Origin of the sequence: Empedobacter sp. UBA5924, assembly GCF_002431085.1 — a bacterium.
GTDB classification, from domain to species: Bacteria; Bacteroidota; Bacteroidia; order Flavobacteriales; family Weeksellaceae; genus Empedobacter; species Empedobacter falsenii_B.
In genome coordinates this window covers 1-18,013 of the sequence record NZ_DJDM01000040.1, presented here as the reverse complement: position 1 = coordinate 18,013, position 18,013 = coordinate 1, and the positions used below count along the sequence as shown (strand labels likewise).

Here is an 18,013-nt window from a genome sequence, read left to right as displayed (position 1 = left end):
CGAAGTCATGAAGTACGACATAACATAATTTTTAATAAGTGTTACTTCCAGATGCAGAAAGTATAAAAGCCTTTATTTATCAATAGTGTAGGGGAGTGTGGTGTACTATTGGTGTACAAAAAGTATTAATATTTTAACGAAATATTAGCAATATCCGATAAAAGAATCAATCTTAATTATTACAATTTAATATTACTGATTAAATAATTCTTGATTTGTTTTGCTCTTTAATGATATTAATAATTTGTTTTTGAATCCAAACAGGAGCGTACTTTAATTGTTTTTGAACCACTTCATTATTTAATTGTTGCACGTTAGGTTGTATTTGAATTAAGAATTCATCTGTCACGTTTTTTTGACCTATTTCTTTAAAAGCCTGAACAATTAAGTGTAATAATTCATCTTTGATGGCAAAGCTTTTAGGAACTGTTTTTTTTAATTGAATGGTACGATTTCCTATTCTTATTTCGCGTTGTGATCCATCAGTTAGATATACAGCTTTTAAAGGAACCTGAGTTGCTAATCCTAATAAATATAAAGCCAAAACTCCTGAGGGAGAAATACGTGCCTTATCTCGTTGTGCGATTTGTTTCGCTATTTCTTCAGTTGTGGGATAAATAGTACCTAACAACGGATCTTTTTTAGGTTTAAGATAAATACCTTGAGCTAAACGCTCAACTAAACCTTCTTTTTCTAAACGAGAAAGTACTTTACGGATGTTATCTGAAGAGCCATATTTTGAGAAATCAGCTAAAAAAAATATTTTGCCAAAAGATGATTTTGAAATCTTTGTTTCTATTTGATTTTTAGCTGATTTCATTTTGTTTTTGGTTAATTTTATGTCACAAATTTAGTGAAAATTTGTGACAAAATTTAATTTTAAAAATGTAATTATAGTAATTCTATATCTTGTAACTTTCGCCCAAATTCATCATTCATCTACTGTTAATTTGAAAATATCATCTTGTAAACCTAGGAGTGTACTTTAATTGTTTTTTGAATGACTACATTATTTAATTGTAGCTCAGTAGAATGTATTAGATTTAAGAATTCATCTTTCACGTTTTTTTGACCTATTTCTTTAAAAATGCACTGTATTTAAAGTTTATAAGTTTACAAATATAGCTTGGGTTAGCTTTTTCAAATCCATCTAACCTCCCCATTATTTAGTTCTGTTTTCAAATTAAGATTTATTAAGTGCAATATATTGCACTATTTATATGCTTTTAGACTAAAAACGAGCAACACTCTTTAGAAAGTGCAATTCATTGCACTTTTCTTGTTTTATAGCTTATTTATTTCTAAATTTACATTAAAAGTGCAATATATGACACTATCAATAATTAATCAAATCAAAGAAAGACGTAAAGTTTTAGCGATATCACAAGAAACATTAGCAGAGATTTCTGGTGTTGGCTTACGCACGTTAAAACAATTTGAAAGTGGTAAAGGTAATCCAACGTTAGAAACACTACAAAAGTTGTGTGATGCCTTAGGATTAGAAATTAAATTAGAGGTTAAAACAATTGAATCATGAGAGTTGCTCAAATTTTATATAAAGGTGAAAGGGCAGGAGTTTTAACGCAATTGGATAATGGTAGTTTTCATTTTATCTATAATGAAGATTGGTTATCGGATGATTCTAAACCTTCTATAAGTTTAACATTGCCTAAAAATCAAAAAGAGTTTGATTCTGAAACTTTGTTTCCTTTTTTCTATCATTTATTACCAGAAGGGGTAAATAAACGAATGATTTGTAAAACATATAAGATTGATGAAGATGATGCTTTTGGAATATTATTGAAAGCATCTAAAATAGATACAATTGGTGCAGTAACAATAGAAAGAGTGTAAAATGAAATTAGAATTAATTAATTGTCCCGGTTCTTTAAAAGAAAATTTTAATGCGTACAGTCCAAGTGTATTAAAGAAGTTGTTTAATGGAAAAAAAGTGAATCCAATTTTAAATTATACTTCGCCAACTGATCGTAAGGATAAAAGTAGTTTTAACCAAAATCAAACACATATTTCTATTTCGGGATTTCAAGAGAAATATTCTTTAATTCTTGATGGAAATGAATTACGATTAACGAATGAAAAGGAAAGCGGTCAATATATACTGAAACCGATTTCTGATTTACCTAAAAACAGTGAATTTGCACCAGCTAACGAACATTTGACGATGCAAATTGCTAAACAAATTTTTAAAATTGAAACAGCAGAAAATGCGTTAGTTTTTTTTAAAGATGGAAGTCCAGCATACTTTACGAAGCGTTTTGATTATGATGGATATGGAAATAAATTAGCAGTAGAGGATTTCGCTTCTTTATTAAGGAAATCTCCTGCAACTGATGGAGAACAATACAAGTATGAAGGAAATTATCTCGAATTATTTGAAGCCTTGAAAAAATATGTCCCTGCTTGGAAAGTAGAAACTCCAAAGTTATTCGCTTTGATTGTTTTCAATTATCTGTTTTCTAATGGAGATGCACATTTAAAGAATTTTTCGTTGATAGAAACTCAGCAAGGCGATTTTAAACTAAGTCCAGCTTATGATTTATTGAATACCAAAATTCATATTGACGATGCAGATTTTGCATTAAAAGAAGGATTATTACCTAAATCAATCTCAAAAGGTAAAATAATAGACCAATTATTTATTTTAGGAGAGAAAGCTGAAATGACAGAAAAATCAATTATAAAAGTCATTCAAAATTTAACATCCAAAGAAGATCAAGTGGAAGATTTAATCAATAAATCGTTTTTATCTGATAAGTTAAAACGTAATTATTTGCAAAATTATCAGCGTCGATTGAAGAAACTGAGAATATTATAGATTGAAAAAATGAACAAGGAGATTTCCTTAAAACATTTTTTATGATTTATAATATAAGGAAAATAGAATAGGTTATTCTTTCTTTTCAACGTAATTTTAGAAGCGAAATAATAGAATCAAAAATGAAAAAAATAGATATTACAACTTTAGATCATTTAGATCAAATTGATCAAGCATCTTTTAATCAACCAAAAATTATTTATAAACACAGTACAACTTGTGGATTATGTGATATTATTTGGGATATTGTAAAAGAAAGCGATTTTGAACTAAATTATTTAGATTTATTAACGTATAGACCACTCTCTAATGAGATTGAACGACGATACAATGTTCAGCACGAATCACCGCAAATCCTAATTATAAAAGATGGAAAATGTGTGTACAATGCATCGCATCGTAAAATAAAAAATGAAGAAATTCAGAAACAATTAGATCTACTAGTTAATTTATAACATATTTTAGAAATAATTATTGATCAAGCATAAATGTCCGTTATTACATGCAAAACATATTAAATTGTATGAAATAACGGACATTTTAAGTTATGGATTTTAAAATTTTGAATATTGTAAACTCAAAAAATTATTTGGCCAAAATGAAATTTATAAATTTTTTTTTCTATTTGATTTTTAGATGTTTCTGTCATATTTATACTGTAATAATTGTCACAAATTTTGTTGATTTTTGTGACAAAAAATTTAGATTAATCTAATAATATTTTAATTCGATTTACAATTTCCTCTTGCCAAACTTTAATATCTGAAGCCGTTGCAATTTGCATAATACTACATTCTTTATCAGACATTTCTAAATGATTTTCTGAACTGAAATAATTTCCTTTTTGAATTGAATGTTGATCTGAAGGATATACAAGAGCAACTTTTTTAGCTTGATAAAATCTGTGATACACATACATTTGACGCAAATCTTCGGGTGAAGGATTGTAACCATTTAGGTTTTTCCATTTTGTATCTAAAACAAAAATTTGATGATTTTCTTTGCATTTTAGAATGATATCAGGACGCATTTTGGATGAGTAACCAGAATCAGGTTTCCAAAAACTCTTGGTCACTTGAGAAGTTACATTATGTGTTTTTAGTTTTCTTTTTAAAGTCACTAAAATAAACTGTTCCCACAAACTATTCATATCAAACATTAAAGCCAATACATCGTTTCTCCCTTTAGAAACGTCAGGATGATAATTTAACAATAATAATTTGGCGATTTCTAAAGCCGTTTGGTAGTGTTGGTTTTTTCGATCTAATACAATTTTATTAAAAGTAGATTCATTTACTTTTATCTCTCCCATTTCAGGGAAATTAAGAGATAATGATCCAATTCTTCCTTTCAATTGTGGGTTTGAATTAAGATTAGCTAATAATTTTATTGTTTTAAAAAGAATCTCATGAATCGTATGTTCATTAGAATATTGCGTATATTTTACATAAAATCGTTCTTTGTGAACCAAATTCTGCGAAATATGCTTTGAAAATTGTAAAGCTCCCTTTAATGAAGTTTGATTTCCTTCATTTTTACGGTATCTTTTGATTAATCCTCTGTGCAATAAATATTCAACCTCAGAAATAAATAATTCAAAATAAAGCTCTAACATAGAGTTTGATTTTAGTTTTAATGAACTACAACCTGTTGATTTTACATCAAATCCCCATACCGTTTTGATCATTCCAATCAATAAATTACGCCATTTTTCTTCACCTGATTTATCGACTTTGGGCAAAACTTCAATGGTTATTTTCCCTATTTGAATAACCCCAACATTTTCATTGAATTGCACACCATTTCTAATGAGTTTAAAAAATGGTGTATAATTTCCGTGATAGAGCTCTAAAGCATCATGAAGTTGTTTTTCTTTGTCATTTTTCAGATTAAAGAAAAGCTTATCATGTTCGAAAACAGTAATACGATTGTCTTTTATCACAATCATTTCTTATTCATTAATAATTTGATCGCATTTTCGAAATCAAAGTCCTTATCATTTAAGCCTAATACTCTATAAGATATTCTGTTTTCGAAATCTTCAGCATTATCATAATTAAAACTAGCAAAAAATGAAGTTTCAATTTTATTATCTTTAAAATCGCTATCTTCCTGAATAAATCCTTTCCCTAATACCAATCCAATTTTGCCATAATCTCCAAAGAAATATTCTTGCAATAATGGGATTATATTTTTATAGAATGAATCAATAATTGTTATTTCATTTTTATGGATGAAATATGCATGACCAATTTGGTGATCTCGATCCAGTAATTTTTCAATACGTAGATTGATTGTTTTCAAAATATCAGATGCGGAAAAACCATACAGATTTTGTTGAAGTTCTTCCAATTCGTATTTTGGAAGCATTTCTTCGAACACAAAACGTCTTCTCAAAGCAGTATCTAAAGCTTCAACACTACGATCGGCGGTATTCATCGTTCCGATAATATGTAGATTAGAAGGAACTCCAAATTTCTCTTTACTATATGGTAAAGTAACTTCTAACTCTTCATTATTTCCTAAGCGTTTATCTTCTTCAATCAATGTAATTAATTCTCCAAAAATTTGAGAAACATTACCACGGTTGATTTCATCGATGATGAGAACAAATGGTTTAGGTGGTAATGCAATATTTTGAGAAGTAGATTTTTTTTCTGAATTTATTTTATTGTTGATGTAATTCAGAACCGACCAATAAGCTGTTGAATTTGAACCTCCAATAACCGCTCTAAATTCTTTGTCAATGTTTTTTATAACTGATAAATCAGGAAAAACTTGTTGTAATTTTTCAGCACGAGAGTATGAAACAATGTATTCTTTTGCATCATCAGAATAAATCGGCTTTAAAATTAAATTTCCTCTATCTGAAATACCAACTATTTTTAAACCTAAGTTTTCAGTTAAAATTGGAAGAAATAATTGTTCATTATTTTCAAGTTTTTCATTCGCTTCCAAAACAAGATCATTAAAGGCATCATCAAAAGAATAATTTTTTTTAACTTCAAGTTTTTCAAATGGTGGTTTTTCTGCATTCTTACATATTTCTTTGAAAATTCCGTTTTTCACTTCATAAACCACACTTTTGGCACCATCTTCATTTTCTTCAATCACGGGCTTTATCCCTTCTATAAAATCTTCATAGGTCATGCTTTGATGGAAAGTAGTAAATACAATTTGACCTTCATTTACCAATCTTTCGTATTCAGATTTAACTATATTTCTGTCTTGTGTTAAATCAAATTCAGGATTTGCTATTTCAATTGCTTTATTAATCGTATTGTATGTTTTACCTGTACCAGGAGGTCCGTATAAGATTTGATTAAAAGGAGCTAGACTTCTTCTGCCAAAATCAATATCTATTAAATCATTTTCTTCTTCAAATAGATCATCAGTTAAATCATCAATAATTTTATATTTTTCGAATCGCTCTTCCATTTTTTGAAGCATTTTAATCTGTTCTGTTGCACTAAAACGATGAGCAATAAAATCAGGATTTTCTTTTTTTATTTTAACTATTTCTTCATCAACAGCTGGAATTACTTTATCTAATAATTTTTCAAGATCATCTTTTAAATCATCAAATGATTCGTATTTAGGAGTAGAGTAAATACCAAAAAATTCCATCTTGGCTGTATCATCAGAATAATAAACATGATCAAAATGATTTTTAAGTCTGTTTTTAATATTTTGTACAAGAATTAAATCATATTTATTTTGATCGTTACTAGGGTTTTTGGTCTGATTAAATTGAATATAAAATTCTATTTTTTCTTTTCTTAAATCAAAAACAAGATTAATTAAATCGCTTGAAGATCCTGGATATGATACAGGAATAAACCAAAACGTTGTTGAAAAATAGTTTGACTTTTCAGTTCCAATAAAATAATTAAGTTCAGCACCTTTATTTGCTTTTTGTCTAACAGAAAAAGTGAAATTTTCATTTACTTTATTTTTTTCTAAAAGCCAGTTGTAAACTTCTTTTTGTAAATCTTTATACATAATTTTTATTACCTATTCTTCTTAAAATTCTCTGCTTGTTCTAACACGTTTTTGTAAACATCATCCTGTGTGATTGGCGGATAACCGTATTGATGTAACTTCACGATGATATCCATCTTGAGTTGTGCTTTAATATCGTCACGATCAGACCAATCAGGATATTTGGCTGTATTTTCAACGATGATTTTTATTTCACGAGCCAATTCAAGCATTTTGTCGTTATCGAATTCAAAACCGTATTGTTTGCAGATCATGTCCAAGATATCGTAAAAGGCTTTTTCTTCATAGTCAATACCTAAATCTTGAAACGAATCCATTTCAACACGAAGTTTGATGATGAGATCTAACATTTGTTCTGCGGTATCAAACTGAATGCCTTCATAATCTAAAATATCGCCTTCGCTACGTTCGTTGTAACGGTTGATGATGGATTGTAAACGTTCTGAAAAATCTTGTCCTTTTACTTTATTTACCTTTTTAAAATTGTTAATGGTTTGTTTTAATAAACGTTCTAAGATTTTAATTTTGGTATTCGGTAATTCTAGGTTAGAGATTTTCTCAATGAACTTATCATTAAACAAATCAATGGCATTCGCTTTATTATCATCGAGCTTAAATATTTCTTCAACTCCTTCCGAAATGATGGCTTCTTCTACCAATTTAGACACTTTAGCATTCATTTGGGCTGTATCTGGCGCTTCACCTTTAGTCAATTTTACTACAATAGATTTCACGGCGAAATAGAAATGGATTTCATCTACTTCTTTCGGAGTAAACAATTCCGAACCACTCACTAAATTGTAGGCAGATTTTAGCTTCTTGGTTACATTCACAAAAAACTTTTCTGAATCTTCGGTTTGTAAAACCAATTCAGAAGCTTTGTTTAAACAGTTTAATCGTTCAACGGGATTTCCTTGGTAATAATCAGTAGCATCAAACTGATGAAAATATTGACGTAATAAATCCATTTGATCACGCACAATAATTTCTGCTTGATCTAAATCTTCAAAATCATCATCGGCTGTTTGACCATTAAACATGCCTAAAGCTTTGTTTAAGTTCTTTTTGATACCTATATAATCAACTACTAATCCGCGATCTTTTCCTTCGTATTTTCGATTTACACGAGAAATGGTTTGTATTAAATTGTGCGTTTGTAAAGGCTTATCAATATAAATGGTATCTAAGAAGGGAACATCAAATCCTGTTAACCACATATCTACGACAATGGCAATTTTGAAGTTGGATTTGATTTGTTTAAACTGTCGATCTAATTCTTTTCGTTCATCTTTATTACCCAAAAGTTCCCAAAGCTCTTTTTCATCATCTTTATTGCGTGTCATCACCATTTTTACACGCTCAATTGGCTTGATATCTTTTTGTTCCTTTTCAGTTAATCCATCCGAAATATTCAATTCTCCCCATTCTGGTCGTAAGGCTAATAGTTCTTGGTACAATTTATAAGCAATGGTACGAGAAGCACACACAAACATCGCTTTTCCTGCAACAGTAGCACGTTCATCGATACGTTTTTCATAATGAGCTATAAAATCTTGTGCAATCGCTTTAATTCGATCTTTATCACCTAAAACAACTTCCATTTTAGCAATCGCTTTTTGGCTGGCTTCTACATGATATTCAGAAGCGCCTTCAGCTACTGCGTTTTCGTAATAATTTTCAATGTCTTGAACTTTATTATAATCTAAATTGACTTTTGCCGCTCTTCCTTCATAAACCAAACGAACCGTAATTTCATCATTTACCGATTCGAACATCGTGTATTGATCCACTACATCTCCAAAGACTTCTAACGTTTTATCTATAGGTGTTCCTGTAAATCCAACATAGGTTGCATTGGGTAAAGAATCGTGTAAATATTTAGCAAAACCATACGATTTAGTAACTCCCTTTTCCTCGTCAATTTTAACTTTTAAGTCTAAATTCACTTGTGAGCGGTGCGCTTCATCCGAAATACAAATGATATTGGTACGATCGGATAAAATTTCAGCATCTTCAGCAAATTTCTGAACCGTAGTCAGATAAACACCACCACTTTCGATACCTCTTAAACGTGACCTTAAATCAGCTCTTGATTCGATATTGATGATATTTTCATCTCCAATGAATTTCTTGGCATTGGTAAAATCCTTCGATAACTGATCGTCTAAATCGGTACGATCTGAAATGATAATAATCGTAGGACTTGCAAAATCGGTTGAACGCATCAATAAACGCGTTAAATACAGCATTGTATAACTCTTTCCACAACCCGTCGCCCCAAAGTATGTTCCACCTTTTCCATCGCCTTCTGGTTTACGATGCGCTTTGATGTTTTGATACAATTTATTGGCTGCATAATATTGCGGATAACGACTTAAAACCTTTAGCTCGTGTTTAGAAGAATCAGGAAACAAAACAAAATGATGAATAATATCGACTAATCTTGTTTGGTTCAACATTCCATGTACAATAGAAGTCGTGGTCTCTATACCTGTTAAGGCTTTTTTCTCGTTACCTGTAATTTTATTCCAACCGTAGTAAAATTCGTAAGAAGAAAATACTGTTCCGGCTTTGTTATTCACCCCATCACTAATCACACAAAATACATTGTATTTTAGTAGTTCGGGTATGTCTCTTTTGTAACGTGTCGTTAATTGCCTGTACGCATCGTGAATGGTAATTTCTTCTTCTATGGCTGTTTTAAATTCAAAAACAACGACAGGAATTCCATTGATGTATAAAATCAAATCAGGAATGCGTAGTTCGCTTCCTTGAATTTCAAGTTGATTGACAATTTTAAACGTGTTATTGTCTACCGAATCACAATCGATATATCGTATATGTAAATCCTTTTTTTGTGGATTGTTACGTTTAAAAATAAATCCATCCGCCAATAATTTGCAAATGTATTTATTAGACTCGTACAAATTAGAAGTCGATTGAAACGCCAATTCATTGGTAATGCTTTCCAATTCTATTTCTTCTAAATCTTCATAACGATCTTGTAAAAACGCGCGCAAATCTTCCTTAATCAATACTTCTTGATTTGAACTTCTTTGCAACTGTTTTCCATCAATATAGGTATAGCCTTCTGTTTCCAAAAGGCTAATAAAAGCTTGTTCTAATTGTGATTCGGTGTATTTCATAATAACTTTTTCAAGTTGTGTTTTTTGGTTTTGATAATTGAAATAGTAGAACGTGTTACAATTTTCGACTTTTTGTAACATGAGAAAATAACGTGTTACATTTTTTGACATTTTGTAACATGAACTGAAATCATGCTACTATTTTATAATTATAAATCTTGAATTTGATTGAAAGCATTTTCTATATTTTTCAATCTTTGTAAAAGTTCATCCCAAGATAAACTATCTCCAACAATCATATTTTGTTGCATGATTTTATAATCATCTTCCCATTGAGCAATTATTTCATTTGGTGGTAGAATACTCAATTTTCCTTTTTCGTGATTGGAGTAATCGACACCTCGTAAAGGCGTAACCTTTTTACGATGCTCCACTATGGTTTCAAACAACTCATTATCAGCAAGAGCTTGTTCTCCAAATCCTGCAACCATCATTTTATCTAAATCATACAAATGACGCGTTAATCGGTCGGTTCTAATTCTAGCTATAGGTTTTGAAAATTCTTCATGTAATAATAAAACCTTTTCTATAAATGTTCGTGTTGGTACAACCACTTGTACATTAAATCCATCCGATGTAAATGATAATTCTTTGTAATTTTCATCAATAAACGAAAGGATGTTTTTTGTTTCTGCGGGCTCTGTTAATGATCTTGCTCCCATTTCTAACAATACTCTTTGTTGGATATAAGGATTGGTCATTGGAACTACAGATTGATAATACACTTCCAATGTATTCGGGTCGCTGGTATCGTCAACTTTATCATTATATCGTATTACATATTGGTCACGATGAATGCCCAATTGATCCAATTGATGCATCAATTCTTCTCTAAACTCATTGATAATAAATGAACCCGATGCTTTTCTTAGTTTCTTGATTTTTGTTCCTGAATCCAAGTCGTCAAAACCTAACAAATGCCGATCTATAATTAAATCAATATCTTCTGAAAATCGATCAATGATATGATAGGCTTTACTTAAAGAAGTACCACCTTTATAAATAATGGAATTTGCATAGTACGATTGAAAAATAGCTTTCAATAAAATACACACCCACCAATCCTTTTCTACAACAAATGCAGGCAAACCTTTGGCTATACCTGTTTGTTCTAAAACTTGTATCTTTTGTTCTGTTGATAGGTTAATCCACATTTTGAGAAGTTGTATAAAGGTTATTGATGTGTTTCTGTATCCAAACCGGTGCATATTTTACCTGCTTTTGGACCACTTGGGAGTCGAGCTGCACTACAGAAGGCTTTATTTTTTCTATAAATTCTTCGGTTACGTTGTTTTGGCCCACCTCTTTAAACGCTTGTACAATCAAATGCAGCAATTCATCTTTTATGGCAAAACTTTTAGGAACCGTTTTTTTGAATTGAATGGTACGGTTTCCTATTTTAATTTCTCGTTGTGAACCATCGGACAAATACACCGCTTTTAGAGGAACTTGTGTGGTTAGCCCCAACAAATACAAAGCGAATACACCTGTTGGGGCAATACGTGCTTTGTCTCGTTGTGCTATTTGCTTGGCTATTTCTTCCGTAGTAGGATAAAGGGTACCTAACAACGGATCTCTTTTGGGTTTTAGATAAATGCCTTGAGCCAAACGCTCTAATATGCCTTCATTAACCAAACGAAAAAGCGTTAAACGGATATTACCTGGTGAACCATACGTATAGAAATTTTCAGCGAAAAATATTTCGCCTAAAGATGATTTTAAAATCTTTGTTTCTATTTGATTTTTAGAGGATTTCACTTAGTGTTGTATTTTTATTTTGTAACAAATTTAGTGAAAATTTGTTACAAAATTACTTTTGTTTTTTTTGGTTTTGACTACTTTAATGATTTTTTTAATTGTAGATGAATGAGTTTTTAAATTCATTATAAAGTTTTAAAACAATTTTAAAAAATTTCTTTTCCAATTACTCTTTGAAGATTCCTCAAATATTTCTTTTTCATTTTGTGATAAAAAATCAATCGTGAATTCTAAAAACTTTTTCTTAATTTTCTTATTCAAGTCTCTCATATTATTATATATAGAAACATTAATTTCTCTATCCATAAATTTTATTAAATCTGTTTCTATATCAATTCCAAACTCTGCATTAACTTTTTTAGATATTGTACGAGTACGAAATTCAATATATTTCTTTTTATCAATGTCACCTAAAAGTGTGAACATACATTTATAATCAAATCTCGATCTTAGTTCAGGTGAAATCCTTTTTTGAAAATCTTCTTTTGAAATATTTGAAGTGAAAATTATAATAAATCCATTAATATCAATTTCATTTCCCATTGAGCTTGTCATTTTCCCACTTTCTAATACATCTAAGAAATAATTAAATAATGATGCATTTGATTTTTCGAACTCATCTATTAAAAGAATTCCAATATCTGTGTCCCGAACTTTCATAAATATCTCACCATCTTCGCTACCTATATAGCCTCTTGCAGAACCAATCAATGAACTTAAGGAAAATTCATTACTATAATTTCCGAAATTAATTTTTGCTAATCTTTTGTTTCCTTTTAAAGAATTAAAAATTACTCTTGCAACTTCTGTTTTACCAACACCAGAATCCCCCATTAAAAAAAGTGAAAGTACTTTATGCTCTTTTAATCTATTAAAAATTCTAAATGTTCTAACTTGTTCTGCAAAATCGTCTTTGAATTTTGGATGTCCATATAAATTTTTATTAAAATCATTTAAAAAGATGTTTAGTTCTTCATCCGTCAAATCGATAATTTTCCGATGTCGCTTTTTAATATTCTCTTCTGGAATTATTTCACTATTTCCTTTTTTACTTTTTATAAACGATTCTTTATCAACATTAGAAAACTGACAGAATATAAATCTTAATTCATACTCTATAATATCTCTTTTTGAGGAATCACAAATAAATATAACATCATCAGGAAATTGAATTAAAATTTGTTCTACTACAAACTGAATTGTATTATATTCTGAAAGTACAGATAAATCTATAATTTCAATATAACTATTAATGTTTGCTATTAAATCTGGATTTCGAGTATATTTTGAAAAGCTATGAATTTCATATCCTTCTTTAGTCTTAAATTCTTTATAATCATAAAAATCTTCTTTATCATAAAATAGTAATGTCTTCATAATGCATTTATTGAATATTCACATTCTGAACTATTGCTAGTAAATCGATATAATGAAATTCTGTTCCATCTCCAGAACTTTTGAAATACATAGCTGAATTAGAGGAATTGCTCGAATAATGGCTTTCTTGAATTTCATCATCTTCTGTATTTTTATTTGACATTAAACTTTGTAATTCTCCTAGCTCCTGAAAATATTGAAAAGAATTTTTTAGTTCATCTACATTTATCTTCCCTTTATAAATACCAAGAATTGAAACCTTACCTACAAATAAATCATCTACACTGTAAGAACTTTCAAATTCACTTTCAAAAGTTAATGGAATTTTTATTAATATATTTTCTTTACTATTAGTAACTTCTCCTTTGATTTTATAAGCATAGTCCTTAAACATAGAATTAAAAAGATTATTCATATCAAACCCATTAGTTCCAGGGGCAACTAAATCTTTAAAAGCACCACTATTTATAAACTTAACAACTCTTAATTCGTCTTCATTTTCAAGACTTAACTTGACTTCATCTATTCGTATTAACTCGCCTTCTTTAACTCTTTCAAAGTCATTTTTAACTTTTGCTTTCTCTATAACATCACTTAAAATAACAGATTTAGTTGTTTTTACTTCAAATGTCTCAAAAACTTTTCTAGTACCTGAACCTTTAATATCCCCTCCAGCTTCAGCATCACCTAACTTAAACCAATCCATAAAATTTATGCCCAGTTTAGCCTTTACTGATAACTGACTTTCTCCTGCTATTTCTTTGGTAGTTTCTTTATTAATAGAAATGACGTTACTTAGCATCATTTTTATTTCATATACTTTTGGGAAATTAATATAGTAAATATTAAAGATCATAATTTAAGTTTTTTATAGTAGTTTAATTTTAGTTTACCCCTCCAACGTTGCTAAGCGACTTAACAACAACGATTGTAGTTGGGAGTGTTTTGTATTTTTTACCCAAAGAAGCAATGGAACTGATCTTCTTTTATAATCGCTAATAAATCTTGTAAATTATCAGCAATTGGGTGTGGCTCATACAACTCCCATATGCCTGAAGCACGCATCCAATACAGTTTCCATTCATTTGTGGTTTTTGTATAGCGAATTTTAGCAAATTCTGATTGGATTAGTTCGTTCGGATTATTCCAAAATGGACGAATCGTATATAAAATAGCAGTATTCTTTTCCCAAGAATACCCAAAATCTAATTGTTTGCGTATCTCGTGATCTTCTGGTCGTAAGCTTTCTACAAATTGTTTAATATATGCTTCGCTAATACTAATTTCTTTTCCCATTTGTGTTGATTCTTATAGTAGTTTAATTTTTCTTTACCCCTCCAACGTTGCCAAGCGACTTAACAACAACGATTGAAGTTGTGTGAGTTTTTGGTTTTGCTTGATAATCGATATTTTATAATCTTCCAATTGATTTAATTCGATGTCAAACGGTTTCAAAACATTATTTTCAGGTATTAAAATCTGCATACTATTCAAGTATTCAGTAGTCATACTTGGAACAGCAGACCCGACATTTAAAGAATTAAAATCCATCTTAGAAAGTACATTAAAAACATAAATTAATGTATTATCTATTTTAGGTATTGTATAAAACATTGTATCGACTGACCAAAATGGTGTTTTTATATAGAGAATATTATTTAATGAACCTTTTCTTGGTATTAAAACCGATGGTTTATCATAAAGAATTTCATCTACATAGCTCATAATACCACCTGAACCATAAAGAGGTATATTTCCCTTGTTTAGATGTTTATAATCTTTACCATATTTAACCGTAATTAAATCGGATAATATTCCAACCTCCCAACCCTCAGGAATTTCCTTTTCTAATTCTTGGTTGTACACCATTGCTCCGCCAGAGGATTTATAAGGTTTTCCTTCTTCATTAGGAAATTCAAAATCAACAAACCATTGCTTGTACAACGTTTGCGCAGTGGCTTCTAACTTCTCGCAAATCTGTTCGTTGACTTTTATTTTGTTTGCTACTGCTTGGTATTGGGCTACAATTTCGCGTTGTTTTTCGATGGATGGAATTCTAATTTCAATTGATTTTAATGCATCTAAACTTAATCCACCACGTACGTCTGCATCTGTATAAAACCAACATTGTCTATCAAATTCACTTCTACGAAACCAAAGCATTAAATATTCAGGAATTACATTTTCATCTGTAACTTCAAATACATCGTAAGCTGGAGAAACAATAAATGGATAATCAAATGTAGACATTGAAATTGGTAATCGTTTATCTCTTCCAACGTGCATTCTATTACATGCAAATTGATTCTTTACAACTACTTTATATTTTTTTAAATCCACTCCAATAGTGTTTGCTACAGAAGGCATAAAGTATTTATCAATATTAATTCCGTAAAGAATAGTTGCTATACCATCTACATTTTTATTGGAAATAAATTTGACAATATCTCCTAACTTTTTATAACTCATAGCCCAACGATTTAAACACGTTTGCTACTTCTTGTTTCAAGGTTTCTTCTTGCTGAAACAAGTCTTTCAATTCGGTTTGCAACGTTTGCATTTTCGTATCGTAATCAATGTTTTCGTCACGGTTTACAAACGCTATGTATTTACTTGGTACCAACGAATAATCTTTTTTACGGATTTCCTCTAAGGTTGCAGAGTAACAATATTCGGGTTCATTCGCATAAGTCGTTTCAAAATCTTTTTGTTGCCAGTTATGATAGGTTGCTGCTATCTGCTCAATTTCTTGTTCAGCAAACTGAATGAATTTCTTTTCAAACGGTTCCCCTTTTTGGCGTAAATCCATAAACAATACTTCACCTTCACGATTACGATAGTTTTTTACGCCATCATTTACTTCTACAGTGCGTTCTGTTTTATTGCGGTTCAAAATCCAAAGCGTTACCGAAATATCTGTAGAATAAAACATATTTTGAGGAAGAATTACAATCGCTTCTACCAAGTCGTTTTCTATAATTTGTTTACGGATTTTGTACTCTTCTCCACCACCCGAAAGTGCGCCATTAGCTAAGATAAAACCAGCTACTCCGTTTTGCGATAATTTAGAAATCATATTCAAAATCCACGCATAGTTGGCATTCGATTTTGGTGGCACTTCATAACCTGTCCAACGTGAATCATCGGTTAATTCATTTTCTGCTCGCCAATCTTTTAAATTAAACGGCGGATTCGCCATGATGTAATCGGCTTTCAATTCTTTGTGCTGATCGTCGGCAAAAGTATCGGCTGCTTTGTTGCCTAAATTGGCAGAAATACCACGAATGGCTAAGTTCATTTTAGCCAGTTTAAACGTGGTATTTGTTAATTCTTGTCCGTAAATCGAAATGTCCTTTTTGTTTCCTTGGTGTTTCTCAATAAACTTCAACGACTGCACAAACATACCACCCGAACCACAAGACGGGTCATAGATTTTTCCTTTGTACGGTTCAATCATTTCGGCAATCAAGTTTACAATCGACTTCGGCGTATAGAATTCACCTTTTCCTTTTCCTTCGGCAATGGCAAACTTGCTTAAGAAATATTCATACACACGCCCCACAATATCTTGCGATTCATCACGAAGCGTATCGATATTGTTGATGGTATCTAGTAAAGCCGAAAACTTAGATTGATCCAATCCTAATCTTGAGAAATAATTATCTGGCAACGCACCTTCTAACGATTTGTTGGTACGTTCTATCGTTTTAAGCGCAGTATCTACTTTAAGGGTAATATCTTCTTGTTTGGCGTTTTCGATAATGTATTCCCAACGCGATTCCTCTGGTAAATAGAATACATTTTCTGCCTGGTAAAATTCTGGTATTTCTAAGAAGGCTTCTTTACCTTCTGCTTTTAATTCTTCTCTGCGTTTGATGAATTTATCACTTGCAAATTTCAAGAAGATTAAACTCAATACCACGTGTTTATATTCTGACGGTTCTATCGAACCACGTAATTTATTTGCTGCATCCCAAAGGATTTCTTCTGTACTTTTTGTTTGGACTTTTTTAGCCATAAATGCTTATCAATTCTTTTTTGTAAATATACAAATACAATAACTGCAAATAAAGTCATAATAACGGATAACTATTTACGGTAAACCATATTTGTTAATGTTTTTCAAATATAATGAAGTATAGCGACAAAATAAGACGCTATGATAATAAACAACGAATAAAAAGGTAGAATAGGATAGAAGCTTTTGAAATAAAAAAGTATATTTATAAAAAAGATAATTTATGTGTCAAGTTTATGCTGATGTAGTATTTTGTACTTGTTCAGTTTTTGATTTAGATACCATTGAAAAACTAGATCATCATTGGATCTTATACCGTTATAATGAAAAATTAGACGTAGTAATTGTCGGCGAAATAATGTTTGATGATATGTTTAAAGAGTATAATTCAAATAATTTAGTTGAACTTGTGCTTAAAAAACTAAATAATAACACATTGTTTGATAAATCAATTGATTTTGTAGACAAAGATCGTTTATATGTTTCGATTGAATTGAATCAAGGTAACTTAAACTATGGTTTTGTATTTCAAGATAATAGTTGGTCAGAAATTGAATATGATTATTTTACTTGGGCAAGTTGTTATGAAGAAAAAAATGGAGGAGAGGTAAAGCTTTACGAATTATTATAAATTTATAAAATGAGCCGATTATTTATGCTAATCGGCTCATGTTTTTTAATAGTGTAATTTTTTTTCCTTTAGTAAAACCTTTTTCGCGAAAGAAATTGTATTTTCATTTTTAATGATTGAATAGTCAATTTCTCTTGATTCGAATTGATTAGTTAATGCTTTTAGAAAGTGAGCTCGTGCAGCAACCCAACCAGTATTACCCACCTCTTTATTGAAGGAGTTAATTAGTCGTTCCTTAACAAAAC

At 30.3% G+C, this 18,013-nt stretch carries 17 protein-coding genes; 5 read left to right on the top strand and 12 right to left on the bottom strand.

Annotation, left to right across the window (positions count from 1 at the left end; all coding sequences use genetic code 11):
- Positions 1 to 199: 199 nt before the first annotated feature.
- Positions 200 to 820, bottom strand: coding sequence for a DUF6088 family protein (locus B3792_RS11855; RefSeq protein ID WP_280046474.1), 621 nt, complete (start codon positions 818 to 820; stop codon positions 200 to 202).
- A gap of 507 nt (positions 821 to 1,327) precedes the next feature.
- Between B3792_RS11855 and B3792_RS11850 the strand changes: the two genes are divergently transcribed.
- The 4 genes from B3792_RS11850 to ytxJ all read left to right on the top strand — a co-directional run bounded on the left by B3792_RS11850 (position 1,328) and on the right by ytxJ (position 3,291).
- Positions 1,328 to 1,537, top strand: a complete 210-nt coding sequence (locus B3792_RS11850; protein WP_291069689.1) for a helix-turn-helix transcriptional regulator — start codon at positions 1,328 to 1,330, stop codon at positions 1,535 to 1,537.
- Complete coding sequence (locus tag B3792_RS11845) at positions 1,534 to 1,854, top strand: HipA N-terminal domain-containing protein (RefSeq protein WP_291069686.1); 321 nt, start codon at positions 1,534 to 1,536, stop codon at positions 1,852 to 1,854. Before B3792_RS11850 ends, B3792_RS11845 begins: the two co-directional genes overlap by 4 nt.
- 1 nt (position 1,855) lies before the next feature.
- Positions 1,856 to 2,836, top strand: coding sequence for a type II toxin-antitoxin system HipA family toxin (locus B3792_RS11840; RefSeq protein ID WP_291069684.1), 981 nt, complete (start codon positions 1,856 to 1,858; stop codon positions 2,834 to 2,836).
- Between the two features lie 122 nt (positions 2,837 to 2,958).
- Positions 2,959 to 3,291, top strand: coding sequence for a bacillithiol system redox-active protein YtxJ (gene ytxJ, locus B3792_RS11835; RefSeq protein ID WP_291069682.1), 333 nt, complete (start codon positions 2,959 to 2,961; stop codon positions 3,289 to 3,291).
- Positions 3,292 to 3,542: 251 nt separating this feature from the next.
- Here the strand turns inward: ytxJ and B3792_RS11830 are convergent, their stop codons facing one another.
- From B3792_RS11830 to B3792_RS11785, 10 genes are all read right to left on the bottom strand, one after another.
- The gene (locus B3792_RS11830; protein ID WP_038330357.1) at positions 3,543 to 4,784 is read right to left on the bottom strand and encodes an McrC family protein; all 1,242 of its coding nucleotides are present in this window, start codon (positions 4,782 to 4,784) and stop codon (positions 3,543 to 3,545) included.
- Positions 4,781 to 6,838: an McrB family protein gene (locus B3792_RS11825; protein ID WP_291069679.1), complete on the bottom strand. Its 2,058-nt coding sequence runs from the start codon at positions 6,836 to 6,838 to the stop codon at positions 4,781 to 4,783. Before B3792_RS11825 ends, B3792_RS11830 begins: the two co-directional genes overlap by 4 nt.
- Before the next feature lie 8 nt (positions 6,839 to 6,846).
- Positions 6,847 to 9,984, bottom strand: a complete 3,138-nt coding sequence (locus B3792_RS11820) for a type I restriction endonuclease subunit R (RefSeq protein WP_038330702.1) — start codon at positions 9,982 to 9,984, stop codon at positions 6,847 to 6,849.
- Positions 9,985 to 10,133: 149 nt separating this feature from the next.
- On the bottom strand, positions 10,134 to 11,138 hold the full coding sequence (locus B3792_RS11815; protein WP_038330360.1) for a nucleotidyl transferase AbiEii/AbiGii toxin family protein: 1,005 nt from the start codon (positions 11,136 to 11,138) through the stop codon (positions 10,134 to 10,136).
- Positions 11,128 to 11,742 (bottom strand): DUF6088 family protein, encoded by a 615-nt coding sequence (locus B3792_RS11810; protein ID WP_038330361.1) that lies wholly within the window; start codon positions 11,740 to 11,742, stop codon positions 11,128 to 11,130. Before B3792_RS11810 ends, B3792_RS11815 begins: the two co-directional genes overlap by 11 nt.
- A 135-nt stretch (positions 11,743 to 11,877) precedes the next feature.
- Entirely contained in the window at positions 11,878 to 13,119 is a 1,242-nt protein-coding gene (locus B3792_RS11805; protein WP_236688154.1) for an AAA family ATPase, read from the bottom strand.
- Between the two features lie 7 nt (positions 13,120 to 13,126).
- Positions 13,127 to 13,975 carry a hypothetical protein gene (locus B3792_RS11800; protein ID WP_052217414.1) on the bottom strand — a complete coding sequence of 283 codons (849 nt, stop codon included), beginning with the start codon at positions 13,973 to 13,975 and terminating at the stop codon, positions 13,127 to 13,129.
- Positions 13,976 to 14,073: 98 nt separating this feature from the next.
- The gene (locus tag B3792_RS11795; RefSeq protein WP_038330365.1) at positions 14,074 to 14,415 is read right to left on the bottom strand and encodes a DUF3024 domain-containing protein; all 342 of its coding nucleotides are present in this window, start codon (positions 14,413 to 14,415) and stop codon (positions 14,074 to 14,076) included.
- Positions 14,416 to 14,448: 33 nt separating this feature from the next.
- Positions 14,449 to 15,588 carry a restriction endonuclease subunit S gene (locus tag B3792_RS11790; RefSeq protein ID WP_291069672.1) on the bottom strand — a complete coding sequence of 380 codons (1,140 nt, stop codon included), beginning with the start codon at positions 15,586 to 15,588 and terminating at the stop codon, positions 14,449 to 14,451.
- The gene (locus tag B3792_RS11785) at positions 15,578 to 17,137 is read right to left on the bottom strand and encodes a type I restriction-modification system subunit M (RefSeq protein WP_291069670.1); all 1,560 of its coding nucleotides are present in this window, start codon (positions 17,135 to 17,137) and stop codon (positions 15,578 to 15,580) included. The genes B3792_RS11790 and B3792_RS11785 overlap by 11 nt, the downstream gene beginning before the upstream one ends.
- 223 nt (positions 17,138 to 17,360) lie before the next feature.
- On the opposite strand from B3792_RS11785, the gene B3792_RS11780 reads away from it, so the two are divergent.
- Positions 17,361 to 17,768, top strand: coding sequence for a hypothetical protein (locus tag B3792_RS11780; protein ID WP_291069668.1), 408 nt, complete (start codon positions 17,361 to 17,363; stop codon positions 17,766 to 17,768).
- 45 nt (positions 17,769 to 17,813) lie between these two features.
- Here B3792_RS11780 and B3792_RS11775 read toward each other — a convergent pair.
- The coding region (locus tag B3792_RS11775; RefSeq protein WP_291069667.1) for a hypothetical protein at positions 17,814 to 18,013 on the bottom strand (200 nt) is incomplete at its 5' end.

Coding starts and splice junctions, on each gene's coding strand:
- B3792_RS11855 (WP_280046474.1), bottom strand. CDS start 820: ATGAAATCAGCTAAAAATCAAATAGAAACAAAGATTTCAAAATCATCT.
- B3792_RS11850 (WP_291069689.1), top strand. CDS start 1,328: ATGACACTATCAATAATTAATCAAATCAAAGAAAGACGTAAAGTTTTA.
- B3792_RS11845 (WP_291069686.1), top strand. CDS start 1,534: ATGAGAGTTGCTCAAATTTTATATAAAGGTGAAAGGGCAGGAGTTTTA.
- B3792_RS11840 (WP_291069684.1), top strand. CDS start 1,856: ATGAAATTAGAATTAATTAATTGTCCCGGTTCTTTAAAAGAAAATTTT.
- ytxJ (WP_291069682.1), top strand. CDS start 2,959: ATGAAAAAAATAGATATTACAACTTTAGATCATTTAGATCAAATTGAT.
- B3792_RS11830 (WP_038330357.1), bottom strand. CDS start 4,784: ATGATTGTGATAAAAGACAATCGTATTACTGTTTTCGAACATGATAAG.
- B3792_RS11825 (WP_291069679.1), bottom strand. CDS start 6,838: ATGTATAAAGATTTACAAAAAGAAGTTTACAACTGGCTTTTAGAAAAA.
- B3792_RS11820 (WP_038330702.1), bottom strand. CDS start 9,984: ATGAAATACACCGAATCACAATTAGAACAAGCTTTTATTAGCCTTTTG.
- B3792_RS11815 (WP_038330360.1), bottom strand. CDS start 11,138: ATGTGGATTAACCTATCAACAGAACAAAAGATACAAGTTTTAGAACAA.
- B3792_RS11805 (WP_236688154.1), bottom strand. CDS start 13,119: ATGAAGACATTACTATTTTATGATAAAGAAGATTTTTATGATTATAAA.
- B3792_RS11800 (WP_052217414.1), bottom strand. CDS start 13,975: ATGATCTTTAATATTTACTATATTAATTTCCCAAAAGTATATGAAATA.
- B3792_RS11795 (WP_038330365.1), bottom strand. CDS start 14,415: ATGGGAAAAGAAATTAGTATTAGCGAAGCATATATTAAACAATTTGTA.
- B3792_RS11790 (WP_291069672.1), bottom strand. CDS start 15,588: ATGAGTTATAAAAAGTTAGGAGATATTGTCAAATTTATTTCCAATAAA.
- B3792_RS11785 (WP_291069670.1), bottom strand. CDS start 17,137: ATGGCTAAAAAAGTCCAAACAAAAAGTACAGAAGAAATCCTTTGGGAT.
- B3792_RS11780 (WP_291069668.1), top strand. CDS start 17,361: ATGTGTCAAGTTTATGCTGATGTAGTATTTTGTACTTGTTCAGTTTTT.